Origin of the sequence: Flavobacterium sp. KACC 22758, assembly GCF_028736135.1 — a bacterium.
Taxonomy (GTDB): Bacteria; Bacteroidota; Bacteroidia; order Flavobacteriales; family Flavobacteriaceae; genus Flavobacterium; species Flavobacterium johnsoniae.
This window is the reverse complement of sequence record NZ_CP117878.1, coordinates 1,893,121-1,912,665: the sequence shown is the minus strand read 5'-3', so window position 1 is coordinate 1,912,665 and position 19,545 is coordinate 1,893,121. Positions and strand designations below refer to the sequence as shown.

Genomic DNA, 19,545 nt, shown 5'->3' with positions numbered 1-19,545 from the left:
TGTACTAATTATTTAATACTAGTAATTATTTTACCTCTTCGAATTCAACGTCTTCAACGTTGTCTCCTGGCTGCTCTTGTTGTGGAGCAGCTTGTTGACCTTGGTCACCACCTTGAGCGTACATTGCTTCTGTAGCTGTTTTCCAAGCTGCATTAACATTGTCTAATCCTTTTTGGATTGCGTCAAGATCTTGAGATTGGTGAGCCATTCTCAATTCAGTTAAAGCATATTCAATAGCTGTTTTTTGATCGTCTGTTAATTTATCTCCTAACTCTTTCAATTGAGATTCAGTTTGGAAGATAGTACTATCAGCTTCGTTCAATTTCTCAGCTCTTTCTTTTGCAATTCTGTCAGCATCAGCGTTAGCTTCAGCGTCTTTTTTCATTTTTTCGATTTCTTCAGCTGTTAAACCAGAAGAAGCTTCGATACGGATATCGTGAGATTTTCCAGTTCCTTTGTCAGTTGCAGAAACTTTGATGATACCATTAGCATCGATATCAAAAGTAACTTCGATTTGAGGAACTCCTCTTGGTGCTGGTGGAATACCGTCTAAGTGGAAACGACCGATAGTTTTGTTATCAGCAGCCATAGCTCTTTCTCCTTGTAAAACGTGGATTTCAACAGATGGTTGAGAATCAGCAGCAGTAGAGAATACTTGAGATTTTTTAGTTGGGATAGTTGTGTTAGACTCGATTAATTTAGTCAATACACCACCCATAGTTTCGATACCTAAAGAAAGAGGTGTTACGTCAAGTAACAATACATCTTTTACATCTCCAGATAAAACTCCACCTTGAATAGCAGCTCCAATAGCAACAACCTCATCAGGGTTAACACCTTTAGATGCTTTTTTACCGAAGAATTTTTCAACTTCGTCAGCGATTCTTGGCATACGAGTAGAACCTCCAACAAGGATTACTTCGTCGATATCAGATGTAGATAAACCTGCATCTTTTAATGCTTTAGCAACTGGCTCCATAGAACGTTTTACTAAAGTATCAGATAATTGCTCAAATTTAGCTCTAGATAATTTTTTCACTAAGTGTTTTGGTCCAGAAGCAGTAGCAGTTACGTATGGTAAGTTGATTTCTGTTTCAGCAGAAGATGATAATTCAATCTTAGCTTTCTCAGCAGCTTCTTTTAAACGCTGTAATGACATTGGATCTAAACGTAAATCAATACCTTCTTCAGTTTTGAATTCGTCAGCTAACCAGTCAATAATAACCTGGTCAAAATCATCACCACCTAAGTGAGTATCACCATTTGTAGATAATACTTCAAATACACCGTCTCCTAATTCAAGAACAGAGATATCAAAAGTACCTCCACCTAAATCGTAAACAGCAATTTTTTGATCATTTCCTTTTTTATCTAATCCGTAAGCAAGTGCAGCAGCAGTTGGCTCGTTGATGATACGCATAACTTTAAGACCAGCGATTTCACCAGCTTCTTTTGTAGCCTGACGCTGAGCATCGTTAAAGTAAGCAGGAACTGTAATAACTGCCTCAGTTACTGTTTGACCTAAATAGTCTTCAGCAGTTTTTTTCATTTTTTGAAGTGTCATTGCAGACAATTCTTGAGCAGTGTATAAACGACCATCAATATCCACACGCGGCGTATTGTTGTCACCTTTTACAACACTGTAAGGAACTCTTTTTGCCTCATCTTGAGTTTCAGCAAAAGTGTGTCCCATAAAACGTTTAATAGAAGCAATCGTTTTTGTAGGATTCGTTACTGCTTGTCTTTTTGCAGGATCCCCTACTTTAATTTCGCCACCTTCAACAAAAGCGATGATAGATGGAGTCGTTCTTTTTCCTTCTGCATTAGGGATAACAACTGCTTCGTTACCTTCCATTACAGAAACACAAGAGTTCGTCGTACCTAAGTCAATTCCGATTATTTTACCCATTTTTTATATATTTAATTTTGATTTATTTTTTATAACTCAGGTGGCATAAGTCAATCTTTATGCCAATATAAAAAACCAAAGTAAAATGTCAGTTTTGTTATTGACACATTAATAATCATCTGACAACATGACATTTTTAAAGACTGACATTCGTGGCATAATACTAATTTCCATGTCATTATTCAGGAGCTGTTTCCCGCTCTCCGCTGTATCTTTTATGGCGAACACCGCCATAAAAGGATGCCGCTTCTATCGGGGCTAAGTCAATAATTTTCATTAGAACTTTTACATTTACCAAATCAGAATATTTTTAATTAAATACCTAAATTAATTACATTAGCATTTTTCTAAATCTAAAAAATGGAAAACTACAGCATTATTATATTTATACTTGCCATTGTTATCGGATTATCTGCCTTTGCTGATAAAGCAAAACTTCCCTACCCTATTCTTTTAGTGATTGTGGGAATTGCTATTGGTTTTATTCCAACCATGACTGAAATTGAAATCAATCCTGAAATTATTTTTTTATTGTTCCTGCCTCCATTATTATATGATGCATCATTTAATATCTCTCCTAAAGATTTCAAAACCAATATCAATACGATAAGCACACTAGCCATTACTTTAGTTTTTCTTACTACATTCTGGATTGCTGTTGTGGCTCATTATATGATTCCTAATATAACCTGGCCTCTTGCGTTTGTACTCGGAGCGATTCTTTCTGCAACCGATGCCGTTGCCGCTGTAAGTATCACAAAAGGATTAGGAATATCTCATAAAACCATTACCATTCTCGAAGGCGAAAGTTTGATAAATGATGCTTCGGCATTAGTAGCTTACAGATTTGCTGTTGCTGCCGTACTGGGATCTGCTTTTATAATCTGGCAGGCAGCACTGCAGTTTATTTTATTATTAGGAGGAGGTTTTCTGGTAGGATTTGTAATGTCAAAAATTCTAGCTGTTATTTTGAAAAAAGTCCACAAAAATTCAAATGTCACGATTAGTTTCATGCTTTTAATGCCTTTTGTAACCTATTTAATTGCAGAGCAGCTGCATGTTTCCGGAGTTATTGCCGTGGTTATTTCCGGGTTGGCGATTGCGCGTTTCAGCAAAAAAATATTTCCTGAAAGTTTAAAAAACAGTTCCCGAAGTTTATGGGATATTATCATCTTTTTATTAAACGGATTAATCTTTATCCTGATCGGACTTAATTTTAGATATGTATTAAAAGACATTGACGATGATATGATATTACCTTACATTGGTTACGCATTCATTATAACCATAGTTGCCTTATTGATACGATTCGTCAGGATATTTCTTCAAAAAATTAATCTTCAAAAAGCGTTTCAAAAAAATCGAAAAGGAAGAAGAAAAATCAGCGAAGATGCTCTTTTAGACTTTAAGAACAGTATAATTTTAGGATGGTCAGGAATGCGCGGTATTGTATCACTTGCCATTGCCATTGGGCTTCCAAGATTTCTAGAAGACGGAAATCCGTTTCCTGAACGTAACGCAATTATCTTTATTTCTGTCGCCGTAGTGCTTTTTACGCTTATTGGGCAGGGACTAACACTTCCGTTTATTGTCAAAAAATTAAACTCTAAACCAGAACAAATAGAATCTTAGAAAAGTTAGAAAAAAAATAAAAAAATATGCACGCATAGTAATTTCATGCTATTCGTTTATTTTTTATTCGTAATTTCGATTCTCATTAAAATTACAACTACAAAATGGCATCATTTATAAAAGAAATATCTTTTCGCTGGTCAGATCTTGATCCTAATTTTCACGTTCGCCACAGCGCTTATTACGATTTTGGCGCACAGCATCGTATCGAAATCCTTGAAGAATTAGGATTAACTTTAAAAGTAATGCAGACGCAGGCTTTTGGACCGGTTTTATTTAGAGAAGAATGTGTTTTTAGAAAAGAATTAAAACTTTCAGACAAAATCTTCATTCATACTAAAACATCAAAAATGAAGGCCGATGCTTCCCGCTGGTCAATTATTCATGAGTTTAGAAGAGAAGACGACACACTTTGCGCCACCATTACTGTTGATGGAGCATGGATGGATACAAAACTAAGAAAACTGGCTTCTCCAACCCCTGAAATTGCGATTGAGGCTTTAAGTATTTTTCCAAAAAGCGATGATTTTGTTGGACTTTAAGTTTTAAAAAACATCAAAATATAAAATCCAAAAACATAATTTAGAATTATACTTTTGGATTTTTTTCTGCTTTTTTTTCTGCTTTTTATTCTGCTAAAACCTTAAAATTACTGCTGAAATTTTCTCCCGAAATATTCAAAATATAAAGTCCGGTTATTTTTCTATTTCCAACATTCAAAGTAAAAACTCCGTTTTCGTCAGAAATGATTTTTTCTCTAATAATCGTTTTTCCTGTAATATCACTTAATGAAGCGGTTGCCGATGCAAATGTATGATCCGGAACAGTAATAAATATTTGATCTTTCACCGGATTTGGATACACTTTTACGATACTTTTTCCCTGATTAAATTTATTTGTGCTTAAAAAATCCTGTGTAAACAATGCAGCAACTTCTGTGGGATTTAGAGGATAATTAAAAATCTGTAATTCATCAAATTGTCCTTTGTAGGGTGCTGGAGCCGTTCCGGATGTTAACTCAATTTCGCCGATATTTCCAATAATCAGATCCGTTTCTTCAGAAATTCCGGTTACGGCAGTTTCATCCAGTTCGGCAGAAAAAACACCGTTTGTATAAATTCTGATTTTATGCGCTGGAATATCTCTCATAATGACCACATTTACCCATTCGTCTGTAAAATATTTGGCTGCAGCCGTAGTTACTTCTTTTTTCGTTTTATCATCATCAATTGCAAAACGCAAAAGGCCTCCTTTAATCTCAACATTATATCTTCTTCCCGTAGCTCCCGTTGTTGTGTTTTTGGTAAAAGAACCTTTGCACAAAACATAAATACTAGTGGCAGAAGAACTTGGCAGTAAAGCCGGTGCGGCTTTCATCCAAAATGAAACCGTAAACGAGTTTTTATCAAACAGCAAATAATCCTGATTTGGAATATTTACCATCGATTTGTTATTGGCAGAAGTCGAAAAATCGATCGCATTATTTGCTTTTCCTGCTACTCTTACATTTGCATTATCAAAATCAGGGTCTAAAATTCCATGGTTGGCATAACTCGAAATATCTGCAATTTCTTCTCCCTGAAGTGCTGCTTCTTTAAACGGCCAATGACCAACAAGACTTGATGTTAAGGCGCTAAAACTCCAAACATCGCCTGTTGCTGTTCCTTTAGCATTTACAGCATCTACTCTCCAGTAATAATTTACGGCCGAATTTAAACCTGTAACCTGATACGATGGGCTGGCTGAATACGGTACATCTGCAAGCTTATTCAGGTTTGAAGCATTTGTTCCAAAATAAACAGAATATGCTGTGGTATTAGAACTTCCGTTCCACTTTAAAGTCAAATTACCATTTGTCAATTCTACATTAGAAACAGTATTTACCGGAGTTGGATTTGTTACTTTGGCTGGCGCCGACGGAATTGGCGGTGTGGTTACAGAAACAACTTGAGTATAAACCGATGATTCTGTAGCATTTATTGCTTTTACACGATAAAAATACTGCGTATTCGGTACTAAATTTACTTCATTGTAAGTCGTTACATTTGGTCCTAAAGTACTTAAAACCGTAAAATCTGTTCCGTTTAAAGAACGCTCTAAAACATAATTAGTTTCGTTTCCGGCATTATCATTCCAATTTATAGTAAACGAACTCGATGGCGGAATTTCAGTCGAAACCACATTAGTAAAATTGACATTTGAAGGCGGAATAATAAAATCCGGCGGCGTTACATTCGTTAAACCGTTAATGTAAACTTCAATATTAAAATACGGCGAATGCGATGTACTTACAGCCAAAGCATCGGCACTGTTATTTTTATCCAATCCGTTAGCATCTTCCCACGCATCCGGCATTCCATCATTATCTGAATCTAAAGGAGACGGCGCCCCGTAAACGTGTCCTGCGCCTCCGTTTGTAAAACCAAATTGCGTTGTTAAATCTGTCTGTACATACACATACGCTGCTGTTGTTCCTTTAGACATCAAATCAGAAATCATTAAATTGTCAACCTGATCTCTTCTTGGATATGACGCTCCAACACTCGAAACAATTTTATTATAAGCATCCTGAGCAGTTAAAGTGGTGTTTTTCATTGGATAATCATACGGCGCAGAAAGAATGGTCGAGGCATTTCCTGTTGGATATCCAGTTAAATCTGCCGGAACCAGAGTTCCGTTCAGCACTCCGTCTTTATTATTATCAAAATAATTTCCAGATCCGTACAACGAGAAATTGTCATTTCCGCGATTAAAAGGTGTAGAAACTGTATTGCTTGTATTAGGTCCGCCAATGAAATAATTATTGATAATGTTTACATCAGAACTTCCGGCAGAATCGCCGCCCATAATGTAGGCATCGCCAGATTCTGTATGTCCGTAGGTGTTTCCGTAATTTCCCCAATTGTAAACCACATTGTTTACAAACTCATTAATCCCTTTAATTTTATTGTTTCGGGTTTTATTACAGATGTATAAATTACCTATTAAACTTATTTTTCCGCCTGAAGGCTGAATTAATCCTCCCGCCGAATGATTATGTCGATGCAGTCCCTGCCCTATGATCGAATTTTGAATCGTAATATTATCCGGACTCAAACCTTTATTATCCCAGTTAATTGAAAAAACTTCATCGGTTCCCCAAGTAAAAGTCATGTGATCAAAAATCATATTGGCGCCGTTTGCCAATCCGGATGCATCTTGGTTTTGAGCCGTTCCGCCGTATCGAATGCGAAGATATCGGGCAATTGTATTACTCGCTCCCGTAAAGGTAACTCTTGGGCCTAAAAATACAATTCCTTCGCCTGTTGCCGTTTGTCCTGCAATAGTGGTATTAGCGGCAACCACAACCTGAGTCTGGAGGTTTACGATACCGCCAACTTTAAAAATCACGAATCTTCCTTCCTGGCTCACAGCATCACGAAACGAACCCGGACCACTGTCATTTAAATTGGTTACTAAATAAATCTGCGGATTTGCAGCACCGCGCGCTCCGGTTGTAAATCGGCCGAAACCCGTTGCTTCCGGAAATGCCAGAGTCTGGGCTTTTACATTTCCAACTGATACAATCAGCCAGCAATTCATAAAAATTTTAAGCATAAGCTTAAAATTTGAGGTAGTTTTTCTCATAGTGATTTGGTTATAATGGTTAAATAGTTATAACCAAATTAGCCATTAGACCAAATGAGACTGTCCTGTTCAATCCTGTTTTACAATTCTAATTATCAATATTTTACATTATTAAAACCGAAATAGAAATTTCATTTAAATTCAAATAATGTAACTGAAGCTCGCAGATGCTTTTTTAAATTTAAATCATATTTTTAACACAATAAAGATTATAAATAATTTCAAGAACTCAATTTCAATTCAATTATTTCAATTTTAAAATTATTACTTTGATATCGGGTATTTTCGCTAATAACAATAACTTTGTTAAGCATCAATTTAAAAATAGTAAAAAGGTATGTTCGACTTTGCAAAAGACTTTAGAATAGGCATCATTATTTTAATAATTGCCCTTACAACCATTATTCTGGGAGCGGTAACAGACAAATTGTTACGTTATTTTTTGTACCGAAAACTAACTAATAAAGAATATGATGCCACGGGATTTAAGTTCTTAAAGCATTTAATTATAACTGTAATTTATATTCTGGGTTTTGCATTTGCCTTAATTCAAATTCCAGAATTTAAAATTATCGGGCATTCGTTTTTAGCGGGTGCCGGAGTTATTTCATTAGTTGCTGGTCTGGCTTCGCAGCAGGCTTTGAGTAATATTGTGAGCGGTATCTTTTTGGTAATCTTTAAACCTTTTAGAATTAACGACAAAATCACAATCAACAATTTTGTAGGTACTGTAGAAGATATCAACCTAAGACAAGTCGTTTTAAAAGATGCCGAAAACAACCGAATTATAATTCCAAACTCTGTTATCAGCGCTCAAATTATTGTAAATACCAATATGCACGACACCAAATGCTGTAAAATAATCGAAATAGGAATTGGTTATGAATCTGATGTTGAAAAAGCGCTGGAAATAATGAAAGATGAAATTGCCAGACATCCTCTTTTTATTGATACCAGAACTGCCGAAAATAAAAAAGCAAAAACACCTTTGGTAACAGCAAGAGTTGTGGCTCTGGCAGATTCGAGCGTAACTTTAAAAGCGTGGGCCTGGGCAAAAAATTCTACAGATGGTTTTGTGATGTACTGCGATTTACTGCAAAGTATCAAAAAACGTTTTGATGAAGCAGGAATCGACATTCCCTATCCACAGCGGGTTGTAACGCTTAAAAAGTAGATTCACATTTTTTCTGATAATTTTAAGATTTAAATTCTTGCATTTAAAAATGCATGACGTAATTTTATAATTCTTAACCCAAAAAAAGCGTCAAAATGAAAATTATTCAGGCATTAATACTTTTGTTACCGCTGTTTTCTTTCTCTCAGAAAGAAAAAATAAAATCGTTAGACATAAATTTAACAAATTACGATTATCCATTTCCGGTTCAGTTTCTTGAATTAAACCTGCAGCGTCAAAATTTAAAAATGGCGTATATGGATATAAAACCCGATAATTACAACAATAAAAACATCGTTCTTTTTCACGGAAAAAACTTTAACGGTGCTTATTGGGAAACTACAATAAAAGCACTTACAAAAGAAGGTTTTCGTGTTATTGTTCCGGATCAGATTGGTTTTGGAAAATCATCAAAACCGGATAATTTTCAATATACATTCCAGCAGTTTGCAGAAAACACTAAAAAATTACTCGATCATTTAGGCATTGCAAAAACTACCATTTTAGGCCATTCTATGGGCGGAATGTTAGCCGCAAGATTTACTTTGATGTATCCTGAAACAGCCGAAAAATTAGTTCTCGAAAACCCAATTGGTCTTGAAGACTGGAAACTTGTCGTTCCATATAAACCAGTCGACTGGTGGTATGAATCTGAATTAAAGCAAAATTACGAAGGCATCAAAAAATACCAAATGGAAAATTATTATGACGGAAAATGGAATGCTGATTACCAAAAATGGGCAGAGCTCGGCGCCGGCTGGACAACAGCTCCGGATTACAATAAAGCAGCCTGGAATTCGGCTTTGATGTATGACATGATTTTTACGCAGCCTGTTTTATACGAATTTAAAAACATCAAAAGTCCAACGCTTTTAATCATCGGAACAAGAGATAAAACCGCAATTGGAAAACCGTTAGTTTCTGAGGAAGTGAGAAAAACAATGGGAAATTATGCTGAACTGGGCAAAAAAACTCAAAAAACAATTCCGAATTCGAAATTAGTGGAAATTCCCAACACAGGACATTTACCTCACATTGAATCTTTCGATCAATTTATAAAACCATTAATCGTATTTTTGAAACAATAATTTTTTTCGCTGCAAGGCAATTGCACTGAAAACCTATATACAGCTAATCTAAAAATTAAAATAATATGTTTACAATCGACCAAATCAAAGAAGCACATTCTAAAGTAAAAAGCGGTGCTGATTTTCCAAATTATATACAAGATTTAATTATTCTGGGTGTAAAAGGTTATGACACTTTTGTGAATGACGGACACGTTGAATATTATGGCGTAAATGGCTATATCGTTACATCTGACGAAAAATATAATCCCATTTCAATTGCTGCAACAGTCAATAAAGAGCTTTTTATTGAATTTCTTGTAAAACATCAGCAGGGCGAAACTGATTACTTAACTTTCTGTAATCATGCAGGACAATGCGGTATTGCAAAATGGAGGGTAGATATTATCGAAATGACCTGCACGTATTTTGACAGTGCTGAAAATGAAATTTTAATCGAGAAAATTCCAGAATAAATTCTAAAATGACAAATTTTAATTCAATTTATTCAACTGCTAAAAAAAGTATCTTTTTGATGCTTTTTTTAGTTTGTTTTACAGGATTTTCTCAGCATAAAAAAGAAAAAACGAAGTTTAAGGCAATTGCTTTTTACACTGCCAAAAACGATCAGGCACATATAAGTTTTGTGCATGAAGCCAATAAATGGTTTCCAAAAATTGCTCAGGAAAATCATTTTGTTTACGATTCTACAAGCAATTGGAATAATTTAAATGCAAAATTTTTAGCCGATTATCAGGTTGTTCTATTTTTAGATACAAGACCCGAAGCTCCGGAACAGCGTGAAGCTTTTCAAAAATACATGGAAAATGGCGGCGGTTTTATCGGATTTCATTTTTCTGCCTTTGCTTTAAAAGATTCAAGCTATCCGCAAAATTGGGATTGGTATCACAATACATTTTTAGGTTCAGGCGAATACGGAAGCAATACCTGGAAACCAACATCGGCGGTTTTAAGAGTCGAAAACCAGCATCCGGCAACCAAAAACCTTCCTAAAACTTTTACTTCTGCACCAAACGAATGGTACAGATGGAGCAATGATTTAACCAAAAATCCGGATATAAAAATACTTTTGGCAATAGACGAAAGCAGTTTTCCTTTAGGAACAGGACCAAAAGCACACGAAATCTGGCACAGCGGCTATTATCCTGTAGTGTGGACCAATACAAAATATAAAATGTTCTATGTAAATATGGGGCATAATGATATTGATTACGAAGGCAAAACCAATAAAACACTTTCCTACACTTTTGATAATAAAACACAAAACCAGTTAATTCTTAATGAATTGCTTTGGCTGGGGAATTCTAAAAAAATTAAATAAAATGGCTGTAAAACTTTCTTCTATCATCAATACAGACGAATTATTAAAATTAAATCCGTCAGAAATCATTTTAATCGATGCCAGAGCAGGAATTAATGCCGAAGAAAACTATAATAAAGAGCATTTAAAAGGTGCTCGTTATGTTGATCTAAATAAAGATCTAGCGGCAGTTGAAGATCCGGCAAATGGCGGAAGACATCCGCTGCCATCTTTTTCCAAATTTTCTGATGTACTTTCTAAGCTTGGCATTTCACCTTCTTTTCATATTATAATTTACGATGATAAAAACGGCTCAAACGCAGCTTCAAGATTCTGGTGGATGCTGAGAGCTGCAGGACACGAAAAAGTTCAGGTTGTAAATGGAGGTTTACAAGAAGCTGTAAAAGCGGGTTTTCCTGTGAGTTCAGAAATTGAAACTTTTGAAGCAGCCGAAAAATATCCCGTTTCGGAATGGAAATTAAAAACTGCCGATATTGAAGAAGTAGAAAAAGTTCGAAATAACAGTGAGAATATCGTAATCGATGTGAGAGATAAAAATCGTTTTGACGGACTTACAGAACCTTTAGATTTAATCGCCGGACATATTCCCGGAGCTGTAAATGTTCCGTTTAGTGAAAATCTGGATGAAAACGGCCTTTTTAAACCAGCAGAAATTTTAGCCGAAAAATACAACTCTGTTTTAGAAAACAAACCATCCGAAAATATAATCGTACATTGCGGTTCTGGTGTTACGGCCTGTCATACGCTTTTAGCAATGGATTATGCCGGAATTGAAATTCCGAAACTTTATGTAGGTTCTTGGAGTGAATGGTCCAGAAATGACCGCGAAATGGCAACTAAAGACAAACAATAATCTCTTTTTATAACACATAGAAACATATATTTTTATTGTGTATAAAAGAGCATAAAAAGAAGCACGCTTCTAACACATAGCAAACTATGTTTGTAAATGCAAGTGAAACGCCTTTATTTAAGTTTCAAAAAGCTATGTTTACTATGTGTTAAAAATGCTTAAAACAGTTTAAAAAATAGAAAACACAAAAATGCAGCACTGGGATATACTTTTATCTAATCAGGTAAATAAAAAAGCTTTTATAGACAGCATACTAAACGGCGAAGCAAAAGGAGAATTAGCCGTTTTTAATAATCAAAAAGGAATTTTGTTCTCTGATATCGCAATCGAAAAATTCATTGAAAAAGAATACCAATACGACAGCGTAGAAGCTTCTCCGGAATCGCACAGGCAATTACGAACTTTTTCATCTGGAGAACGCAAAAAAGAATTTTTAAAATACTGCATCAATCAAAAACCGGATTTTATCATTTTTGATAATCCGTTTGATCATTTAGATCAGGCTTCGAGAGTAATTCTAGCCGATTCTTTAAAAGATTTAATCCAGGATATTGCCATAATTCAGCTTTTGAATCGTATGGTTGATGTTCTTGAATTTGTACCTAACAAAGCACTAATTAAAGATAATACTTTTGAGTTTCACCCAATTTCAAAAACCGAAAATCATTTTAAAACCTTAAATACAGCGGCAATTCCAAAAGCGGTTGAACCGCATTCTTTTCACGAAAGTGTATTAATAAAACTGGAAAATGTTTCGGTTAGTTATGATGAAAGAAAAATTATAGATAATATTTCGTGGACTATAAAACAAGGTGAATTCTGGCAGTTAATTGGCCCTAATGGCTCAGGAAAAAGCACAATTTTATCCTTAATTACAGGAGATAATCCAAAAGGTTTTGGACAGGATTTGTATTTGTTTGGAAGAAAAAAAGGCACCGGAGAAAGTGTCTGGGACATTAAAAAACAAATCGGAATTTATACAACTTCTATGATGGACTTATTTCAAAAAGGCCACACTGTGGAGCAAATGATTCTTTCTGGATTTTTCGATCAAATCGGACTTTATACAGAGCCGACAACACATCAACAAAATATAGTTTCGCAATGGCTTGAGGTAATTGAAATGAGTCATTTAAGAAAAAAACGTTTTATAGATTTAACACTGGGACAACAAAGAGTTGCCTTAATTGTTCGTGCCGTTTTAAAACATCCGCCTTTATTAATTCTGGACGAACCTGTAGAAGGTTTAGACGACGAAAATGTCGATTTGGTAATTCAGTTTATCAATACCATAAAACAGCAGACTAAGGTGACGATTTTATATGTTTCTCACAGAATAGAACAAGGTCTTGCTCCTACTTCGGTATTTGAACTTTTACCAGCACCAACAGGATCAGTTGGTAACATAAAATACCATTCAGAATTAAATTAAAACATAATGAAACTCAAAATAATTGGAATATTGATCCTGCAGTTTTTACTGTTTTCATGTTCCGGCACAATTTCAACAGCAAAGAAAGAATATAAGCTTTCAGATTCTGGAGAATTAAAATCAAACTGGAGCATCAATTCAAACGAATGGATTCGCAAAAACGATACTTTAATCGGCAACGGAGGCCCATCTCATTGGGGTGTTTTGATGTCTAAAAAACAGCTTCCAAAAAATTATGAGATTAATTTTAAAGTCAATATGACCAAAGAATCTTTGTTTGAAGTCATGTTAAACTCAGATAAAGAAAATTACATAAGAACTTATCTTTATCAAATTGATCAAAACATTGTAATAGGAAAAGGTGTTTACCATAAAAACAGTGACGAATACGGCAAACGAGGCGGACCTACATTGTTTAAAAAAAATCTGGAATTGCAGAATAACAAATGGTATACGATAAAAATTAAAGTACAAAATAATCAGTTATTTTTTTCTGTAGATAACAAAACAACACTGGAATGTTCTCTTGAAAAGAGCAATTTAAGCCAAAAAGGAAAACTGGGTTTCCTTACCAACGGCGAAGCCAAAATAATTGATTTAAGCATTAAAACGCTGTAAAAAAATAGTTTAGGTTTACCATTAAGACATTAAGGTAATTAAGTTCTGCGCTTAATTTTTCTTTTATTAGAAAGCGCGGTTAAGTATTGCTTAATTAATTTAATATCTTAATGGTTAAAAAACAAAAAAAGCTCCCAATCGGGAGCTTTTTTTTAATATTAAGAAATTATCTAATTTTCTAATTGACAAATTATCTAATTATCATCTTCTGTATTATGCGATTTCACATACGTGCGCCATTTTTCAATACAATCCTGAAAATCCTGAGGCAGTTCTGTATCAAAACGCATCAATTCACCAGTATTTGGATGAACGAATCCAAGTGTTTTAGCATGCAGCGCCTGACGTGGTAATGCTTTAAAACAATTTTCAATAAACTGTTTGTACTTTGTAAACGTGGTTCCTTTCAAAATCAAATGACCGCCGTAACGTTCATCATTAAATAAAGGATGGCCGATATGTTTCATGTGCGCGCGAATCTGGTGTGTTCTACCCGTTTCTAATTTGCAGGAAATCAAAGTTACGTAACCAAAACGTTCCAAAACTTTATAATGCGTAATAGCAGGTTTTCCAATCTCAGGATCAGCAAAAACTGCCATTTGCATGCGGTCTTTTAAATGTCTGGCAAGATTTCCTTCAATTGTACCGCTGTCTGCTACAACATTTCCCCAAACAAGGGCAATATATTCACGTTCTGTTGTTTTAGCTTCAAATTGTTTTGCCAAGTGCGTCATTGCCGCTTCGGTTTTAGCCACAACCAAAAGTCCAGAAGTATCTTTATCAATTCTGTGAACCAAACCAGGACGCTCGCTGCTGTTCATTGGCAGATTATCAAAATGATGCGCCAAAGCATTTACAAGAGTTCCTGTGTAATTTCCGTGACCCGGATGCACAACCATTCCCGGCTCTTTATTAATCAGCAAAAGAGCATCATCTTCATACACAATATTCAACGGAATATCTTCTGGAAGAATATGATTTTCAAATGGCGGATGCGACAACATAATCGTTATCACATCAAAAGGTTTTACTTTGTAATTTGATTTTACCGGAATATCATTTACAAAAATATTTCCGTCTGTTGCCGCATTCTGAATTTTATTTCGTGTGGCATTTGGAATCAAATACATTAAATATTTGTCAATACGCAAAAACGCCTGACCTTTTGGTACTTCAAATCTGTAATGCTCGAATAATTCGTCTTCCAGATCTAAATTTTCTTCAATATTATTGTTCATCTTGTGGGGTTTCTACAGGCACTGCCGTACTGTCTGCCTGGCTGTCATCTACATAACTCGCTTTTCCGTCACCTAAAACCAAATCAATTTTAGATGCTTTCAATACACGGTCTCCTACTTTTAAGTTTCTGCCTTTGTAACGCATTTCAAGAACCATATCTTTTCCAAGATTTGGAATATACGTAATAGTTCCCGGTTCAAGTCCTAAAGCTTTTAAAGTTGGAACCGCTTCACGATATGTTTTTTCAATTAAATCAGGAATCTTAACAGATGAGAATCCAGACGAATTAATTTTAATATATATTTTTCTTCCTACTTTTACTTTAGTTCCCGGCAGCGGATCCTGCTCTACAACACTAAATTTCGGATATTCACTTCTGTAATCAACACTGTCCAAAAGCACATAATCTAAGTCCAGTTCGTCTAGTTTTTGTTCAACTTGTTCTTCAGTTAATCTGGCCAGATTCGGAACCGCAATTTCGTGTCCGTGATCAGTTGTAAACGTCAGCCAATGCATAAACAAATATCCTAAAACAGCAATAATAGCAGCTGCACCTAACACTTGTAAAAAAAACACACGGCTGGTTAAATACTTACGTAAACTCATAAATTTATTTTTAGATGAACGCAAAGATAAAGTATTTCATTTCAAAAAAAATGATAATTTTGTTTAAAACAGGAAAGTCTTTTTCAGGAACGCAAGCTTAGAGAGCGCTCAATGTAATTGGCACACAGATGACACAGATATAAACCGATTGAAAAAAAACAATTTGCGGCAATTTGTGTAATGCGCAGAAAAAACAAACAAATTAACGATTAAACAAATAAATAAAAGTCAATGAAAAACATTGCCATCATCATGGGCGGATATTCAAGCGAATACAAAATTTCGCTTATCAGCGGAAACGTTGTGTACCAATATCTTGACAAAACAAAATACAACGGATTCCGAATTCATATCTTTAAAGAGAAATGGGTTTATGTAGACGCAAATGACGCCGAATTTCCAATTGACAGAAATGATTTTTCTGTAACGGTAAACGGCGAAAAAATTACTTTCGACTGCGTTTTCAATGCCATTCACGGAACTCCGGGCGAAGATGGATTAATGCAGGCTTATTTTGAATTAATTGGATTGCCGCAGTCTTCATGCGATTATTACCAATCGGCATTAACATTTAATAAAAGAGATTTATTATCGGTTTTAAAACCTTACGGAATCAAAACCGCAATTTCTTATTATTTGAACAAAGGCGACGAAATCAATACTGCCGAGATTGTTAAAAAAGTTGGACTTCCTTGTTTCGTAAAACCAAACAAAGCAGGTTCTAGTTTCGGAATTTCTAAAGTAAAATCTGAGGCCGAACTTCCAATTGCAATTGAAGTTGCGTATAAAGAAGATAACGAAATCATCATCGAAAGTTTCCTTGATGGAACTGAAGTTTCTGTCGGCGTAATCAATTACAAAGGCGAAATCAAAGTATTGCCAATTACAGAAATTGTTTCAGACAATGATTTCTTTGATTACGAGGCAAAATACGAAGGAAAATCACAAGAAATAACACCAGCGAGAATCTCAGACGAGCTGACTCAAAAAGTGGGAGAAACTGCAAAACGTGCTTACGAAGTTTTAAAAATGAAAGGATTCTCACGAAGCGAATTCATCATTGTAGACAACGAACCGTATATGCTTGAAATGAACACTATTCCGGGTTTAACAACCGAAAGTTTGATTCCGCAGCAAGCAAAAGCAGCCGGAATTTCTCTGGAAGATTTATTTACAAATGCTATTGAATTATCGCTTGCATAAAGGTTCTAAGATACTAAGGTGCTAAGGTTATAAGATCTTAGCACCTTATTTTTTAAACCTATAAATATCAGACTAAACAAAGTAAAGTCAAAACCTTAGAATCTTAGCAGCTTAGAACCTTAGCACCTTAAAAAAAATGAAAGAAATCTTCGAATGGAATAGGCTCTTTTTTAACGAACTGCCAGAGGTTTTTCTTCTGGAAGTAATATTTCGTTCGACAGTAATGTTTACCATTTTACTGCTAACGTTAAAACTAGCCGGTAAACGAGGCGTAAAACAATTATCTATTTTCGAAACCGTAATTATCATTGCATTAGGTTCTGCTGCGGGCGACCCAATGTTTTATGAAGATGTTGGAATCGTGCCTGCGGCAATTGTTTTTTTGGTAATTATTACCCTTTATCGTTCTGTAACCTGGCTTACCGGAAAGAGCAAAAAATTTGAAGAGTTTATAGAAGGCAAAACCGAATGCTTAATCAACGACGGTAAGTTTTCTGTATCGAGTTTTAAAAAAGAAACTTTGGCACAAGACGAATTTTTCTCTGAACTCCGCGTAAAATCAATCGAACATTTAGGACAGGTAAAACATGCTTTTATAGAACCAAGCGGCGAAATAAGTGTGTTTTTCTATGAAGATAAAGAAGTGAAACACGGACTGCCTATTTTACCCGGTTTATTTAATGAAAAAAGTAAAATAATCGCAACAGACGGGATTTATGCCTGTACTTTCTGCGGTCATACAGAAGAAGTAAAAAAAGGAACCGCAAGCTGCGAAATCTGCCATAAAGATGAATGGGTTCCAGCAATCAAAACCCTTAGAATAACCTAAAATAAAAATCCAAATTCCAAAAGCAAAGCTTAATCCCGATAACTATTGGTATAGCAACTTAAAATCTCAGAACCTTAGAACCTCAAAAAAATGAGAAAAGCCATATTTCCAGGATCATTTGATCCCATTACACTTGGACACGAAGATATTATCAAAAGAGGAATTCCTTTATTTGATGAAATTGTAATTGCTATTGGTGTAAACGCCGAAAAAAAATACATGTTTTCATTAGAAGAAAGAAAACGCTTTATTCAAGAAACCTTTAAAGACGAACCAAAAGTTTCGGTAATAACTTATGAAGGCTTAACCATTGATTTGGCTAAAAAACAAAAAGCTCATTTCATTTTAAGAGGTCTGCGCAACCCTGCCGATTTCGAATTTGAAAAAGCAATTGCACATACCAATAGAAAACTTTCTAAAATAGAAACAGTTTTCTTATTGACAGCCGCAAGTACCTCTTTTATCAGTTCGAGCATTGTGCGCGATGTATTGCGTCATGGGGGCGAATATGAAATGCTGGTTCCGGATGCGGTTCGAGTTAAGAAATAAACACTCTAAAAGTCATTGCGAGACACGAAGCAATCGCATATACAACAATCAAAAGCATAAATTTGCCAGCGAAGCAAATTATAAGTAATTTCGCATTTTTAAAATAAACACCAAACAATGAGTATCGAAAGAGAATTAAGCAAACGAAGCGGATCTAAATGTGAGCTTTGCGGCGCTGAAGAAAATTTAAAAGTTTATCAAGTACTTCCAACTAAAAAAGGAGGCATTGATGAAGCTGTATTTGCCTGTAACACCTGTATTGACCAAATTGAAAACCCTGACAATGTCGATTTAAATCACTGGAGATGTCTTAATGACAGTATGTGGAATGAAAATATTCCGGTTCAGGTTACAGCCTGGAGAATGTTGAGCCGTTTACGCGCTGCAGGATGGCCTCAGGAATTGCTTGATATGATGTATTTAGACGAAGATACTCTTGAATGGGCAAAAGCAACCGGAGAAGGCGAAGATGACGAAAATAAACTGGTTCACCGCGACAGTAACGGCGTGGTTTTACAACACGGAGATTCTGTAGTTTTAATTAAAGATCTAAAAGTAAAAGGATCAAGCATGGTTGCCAAACAAGGAACTGCTGTTCGTAATATTCGTTTAGACCACGAAAACGCTGAATACATCGAAGGAAAAGTTGATGGACAACAGATTGTGATTATTACACAGTATGTGAAGAAGATTTAAAAAGGTGCTAAGGTTCTAAGTCGCTAAGATTCTAAGTTTTTTTAGAATACTAATAATTTAACCGCAAAGCACACAATGATTTACGCAAAGTTCGCAAAGTTTTATCCACAAAGCTTTGCGAACTTTGCGCTTTTATAAAGTCTTAAATTAGAAAAAAACTTTGCGTGCTTTGCGGTAAAATCAAAAACAAGGTATATCAACTTGAAACCCGAAACTTGAAACCTTAAACAAAAAAAGCCCGTTCATAAAACTGAACGGGCTTTTTAAATATATTGTTCTAACAAAAAATTACTTTTGGAATAATTTATTGATTTGATCTTTTACGAATGGCTCAGAAACGCTGTTTGTAGCAGAATCTCTGTCTTTGCTGGAAACCATGAACTGAACTGTAGCTTTGTCTGGAACAACGTTTCCTGTGTAGTGTAACCAGATGTAGTTGTTTGGCAATTCTAATTTAATGTCATATAACGGAGCAGCTGTAAAACCACCTACGATAATGTTGTAAAGATTAGTATAATCATTATTAACATTTTTGAAACTAAATTTTCTTAAAGGTGAAGAATCATCATCGTTTAAAATACTAGTGTAATACACTGTATATTCGTCTCCAATTTTCTGAATGTAGTTATTATTTACTTTTCCTAATTTTTCTACAGGAACTGTTTCAATAACTTTAATTTGCGCAAACGAAACAAAACTAAAGAACAAAATGGCAATGGTAATAATCTTTTTCATAGTGAATTTGGGGTTACAATTTTACTGCAACAAA

18 protein-coding genes are annotated in these 19,545 nt (G+C 35.1%); 13 read left to right on the top strand and 5 right to left on the bottom strand.

The annotated features are described in order from the left end of the window. Nucleotides 1-25: 25 nt before the first annotated feature. Nucleotides 26-1,909 (bottom strand): molecular chaperone DnaK, encoded by a 1,884-nt coding sequence (gene dnaK / locus PQ462_RS08260; protein WP_274253070.1) that lies wholly within the window; start codon nt 1,907-1,909, stop codon nt 26-28. 360 nt (nt 1,910-2,269) lie between these two features. Here dnaK and PQ462_RS08255 point away from each other — a divergent pair, with 360 nt between their 5' ends. Together PQ462_RS08255 and PQ462_RS08250 are read left to right on the top strand one after the other, a co-directional pair. Further along, nucleotides 2,270-3,541: a Na+/H+ antiporter gene (locus PQ462_RS08255; protein ID WP_149207859.1), complete on the top strand. Its 1,272-nt coding sequence runs from the start codon at nt 2,270-2,272 to the stop codon at nt 3,539-3,541. A gap of 104 nt (nt 3,542-3,645) precedes the next feature. Then, a complete protein-coding gene (locus PQ462_RS08250; protein ID WP_274253069.1) occupies nt 3,646-4,083 on the top strand; it encodes an acyl-CoA thioesterase in 438 nt (145 codons plus the stop codon). Nucleotides 4,084-4,168: 85 nt separating this feature from the next. Here PQ462_RS08250 and PQ462_RS08245 read toward each other — a convergent pair whose 3' ends face one another. Beyond that, on the bottom strand, nt 4,169-7,138 hold the full coding sequence (locus PQ462_RS08245; protein ID WP_274253068.1) for a LamG-like jellyroll fold domain-containing protein: 2,970 nt from the start codon (nt 7,136-7,138) through the stop codon (nt 4,169-4,171). Nucleotides 7,139-7,505: 367 nt separating this feature from the next. On the opposite strand from PQ462_RS08245, the gene PQ462_RS08240 reads away from it, so the two are divergent. The 7 genes from PQ462_RS08240 (at nt 7,506) to PQ462_RS08210 (ending at nt 13,654) form a co-directional block, all read left to right on the top strand. Next, entirely contained in the window at nt 7,506-8,342 is an 837-nt protein-coding gene (locus PQ462_RS08240; protein WP_149207862.1) for a mechanosensitive ion channel family protein, read from the top strand. Nucleotides 8,343-8,437: 95 nt separating this feature from the next. Further along, complete coding sequence (locus PQ462_RS08235) at nt 8,438-9,430, top strand: alpha/beta fold hydrolase (protein ID WP_274253067.1); 993 nt, start codon at nt 8,438-8,440, stop codon at nt 9,428-9,430. 65 nt (nt 9,431-9,495) lie between these two features. After that, nucleotides 9,496-9,885: a DUF1398 domain-containing protein gene (locus tag PQ462_RS08230; protein ID WP_274253066.1), complete on the top strand. Its 390-nt coding sequence runs from the start codon at nt 9,496-9,498 to the stop codon at nt 9,883-9,885. 8 nt (nt 9,886-9,893) lie between these two features. Next, entirely contained in the window at nt 9,894-10,751 is an 858-nt protein-coding gene (locus tag PQ462_RS08225; protein ID WP_274253065.1) for a ThuA domain-containing protein, read from the top strand. Nucleotide 10,752: 1 nt separating this feature from the next. Continuing rightward, a complete protein-coding gene (locus PQ462_RS08220; RefSeq protein WP_274253064.1) occupies nt 10,753-11,604 on the top strand; it encodes a sulfurtransferase in 852 nt (283 codons plus the stop codon). Nucleotides 11,605-11,794: 190 nt separating this feature from the next. Further along, nucleotides 11,795-13,036, top strand: a complete 1,242-nt coding sequence (locus tag PQ462_RS08215) for an ATP-binding cassette domain-containing protein (protein ID WP_274253063.1) — start codon at nt 11,795-11,797, stop codon at nt 13,034-13,036. A gap of 6 nt (nt 13,037-13,042) precedes the next feature. Then, nucleotides 13,043-13,654 (top strand): family 16 glycoside hydrolase, encoded by a 612-nt coding sequence (locus tag PQ462_RS08210; protein WP_274253062.1) that lies wholly within the window; start codon nt 13,043-13,045, stop codon nt 13,652-13,654. A gap of 194 nt (nt 13,655-13,848) precedes the next feature. On the opposite strand, the gene PQ462_RS08205 is transcribed toward PQ462_RS08210, so the two are convergent. Together PQ462_RS08205 and PQ462_RS08200 are read right to left on the bottom strand one after the other, a co-directional pair. Then, nucleotides 13,849-14,892 carry an RluA family pseudouridine synthase gene (locus PQ462_RS08205; protein WP_274253061.1) on the bottom strand — a complete coding sequence of 348 codons (1,044 nt, stop codon included), beginning with the start codon at nt 14,890-14,892 and terminating at the stop codon, nt 13,849-13,851. Next, nucleotides 14,882-15,499 (bottom strand): PASTA domain-containing protein, encoded by a 618-nt coding sequence (locus PQ462_RS08200; RefSeq protein ID WP_149207867.1) that lies wholly within the window; start codon nt 15,497-15,499, stop codon nt 14,882-14,884. The genes PQ462_RS08205 and PQ462_RS08200 overlap by 11 nt, the downstream gene beginning before the upstream one ends. Before the next feature lie 231 nt (nt 15,500-15,730). Here PQ462_RS08200 and PQ462_RS08195 point away from each other — a divergent pair, with 231 nt between their 5' ends. The 4 genes from PQ462_RS08195 (at nt 15,731) to PQ462_RS08180 (ending at nt 18,776) form a co-directional block, all read left to right on the top strand. Continuing rightward, nucleotides 15,731-16,702, top strand: a complete 972-nt coding sequence (locus PQ462_RS08195) for a D-alanine--D-alanine ligase (protein ID WP_012024684.1) — start codon at nt 15,731-15,733, stop codon at nt 16,700-16,702. A 136-nt stretch (nt 16,703-16,838) separates the two neighbouring features. After that, a complete protein-coding gene (locus tag PQ462_RS08190) occupies nt 16,839-17,531 on the top strand; it encodes a DUF421 domain-containing protein (protein ID WP_012024683.1) in 693 nt (230 codons plus the stop codon). Between the two features lie 90 nt (nt 17,532-17,621). Next, entirely contained in the window at nt 17,622-18,080 is a 459-nt protein-coding gene (gene coaD, locus PQ462_RS08185; protein WP_274253060.1) for a pantetheine-phosphate adenylyltransferase, read from the top strand. A gap of 117 nt (nt 18,081-18,197) precedes the next feature. Further along, a complete protein-coding gene (locus PQ462_RS08180; RefSeq protein ID WP_073409147.1) occupies nt 18,198-18,776 on the top strand; it encodes a PhnA domain-containing protein in 579 nt (192 codons plus the stop codon). A 288-nt stretch (nt 18,777-19,064) separates the two neighbouring features. On the opposite strand, the gene PQ462_RS08175 is transcribed toward PQ462_RS08180, so the two are convergent. Further along, nucleotides 19,065-19,511 carry a hypothetical protein gene (locus PQ462_RS08175; RefSeq protein ID WP_012024680.1) on the bottom strand — a complete coding sequence of 149 codons (447 nt, stop codon included), beginning with the start codon at nt 19,509-19,511 and terminating at the stop codon, nt 19,065-19,067. Nucleotides 19,512-19,545: the final 34 nt, after the last annotated feature.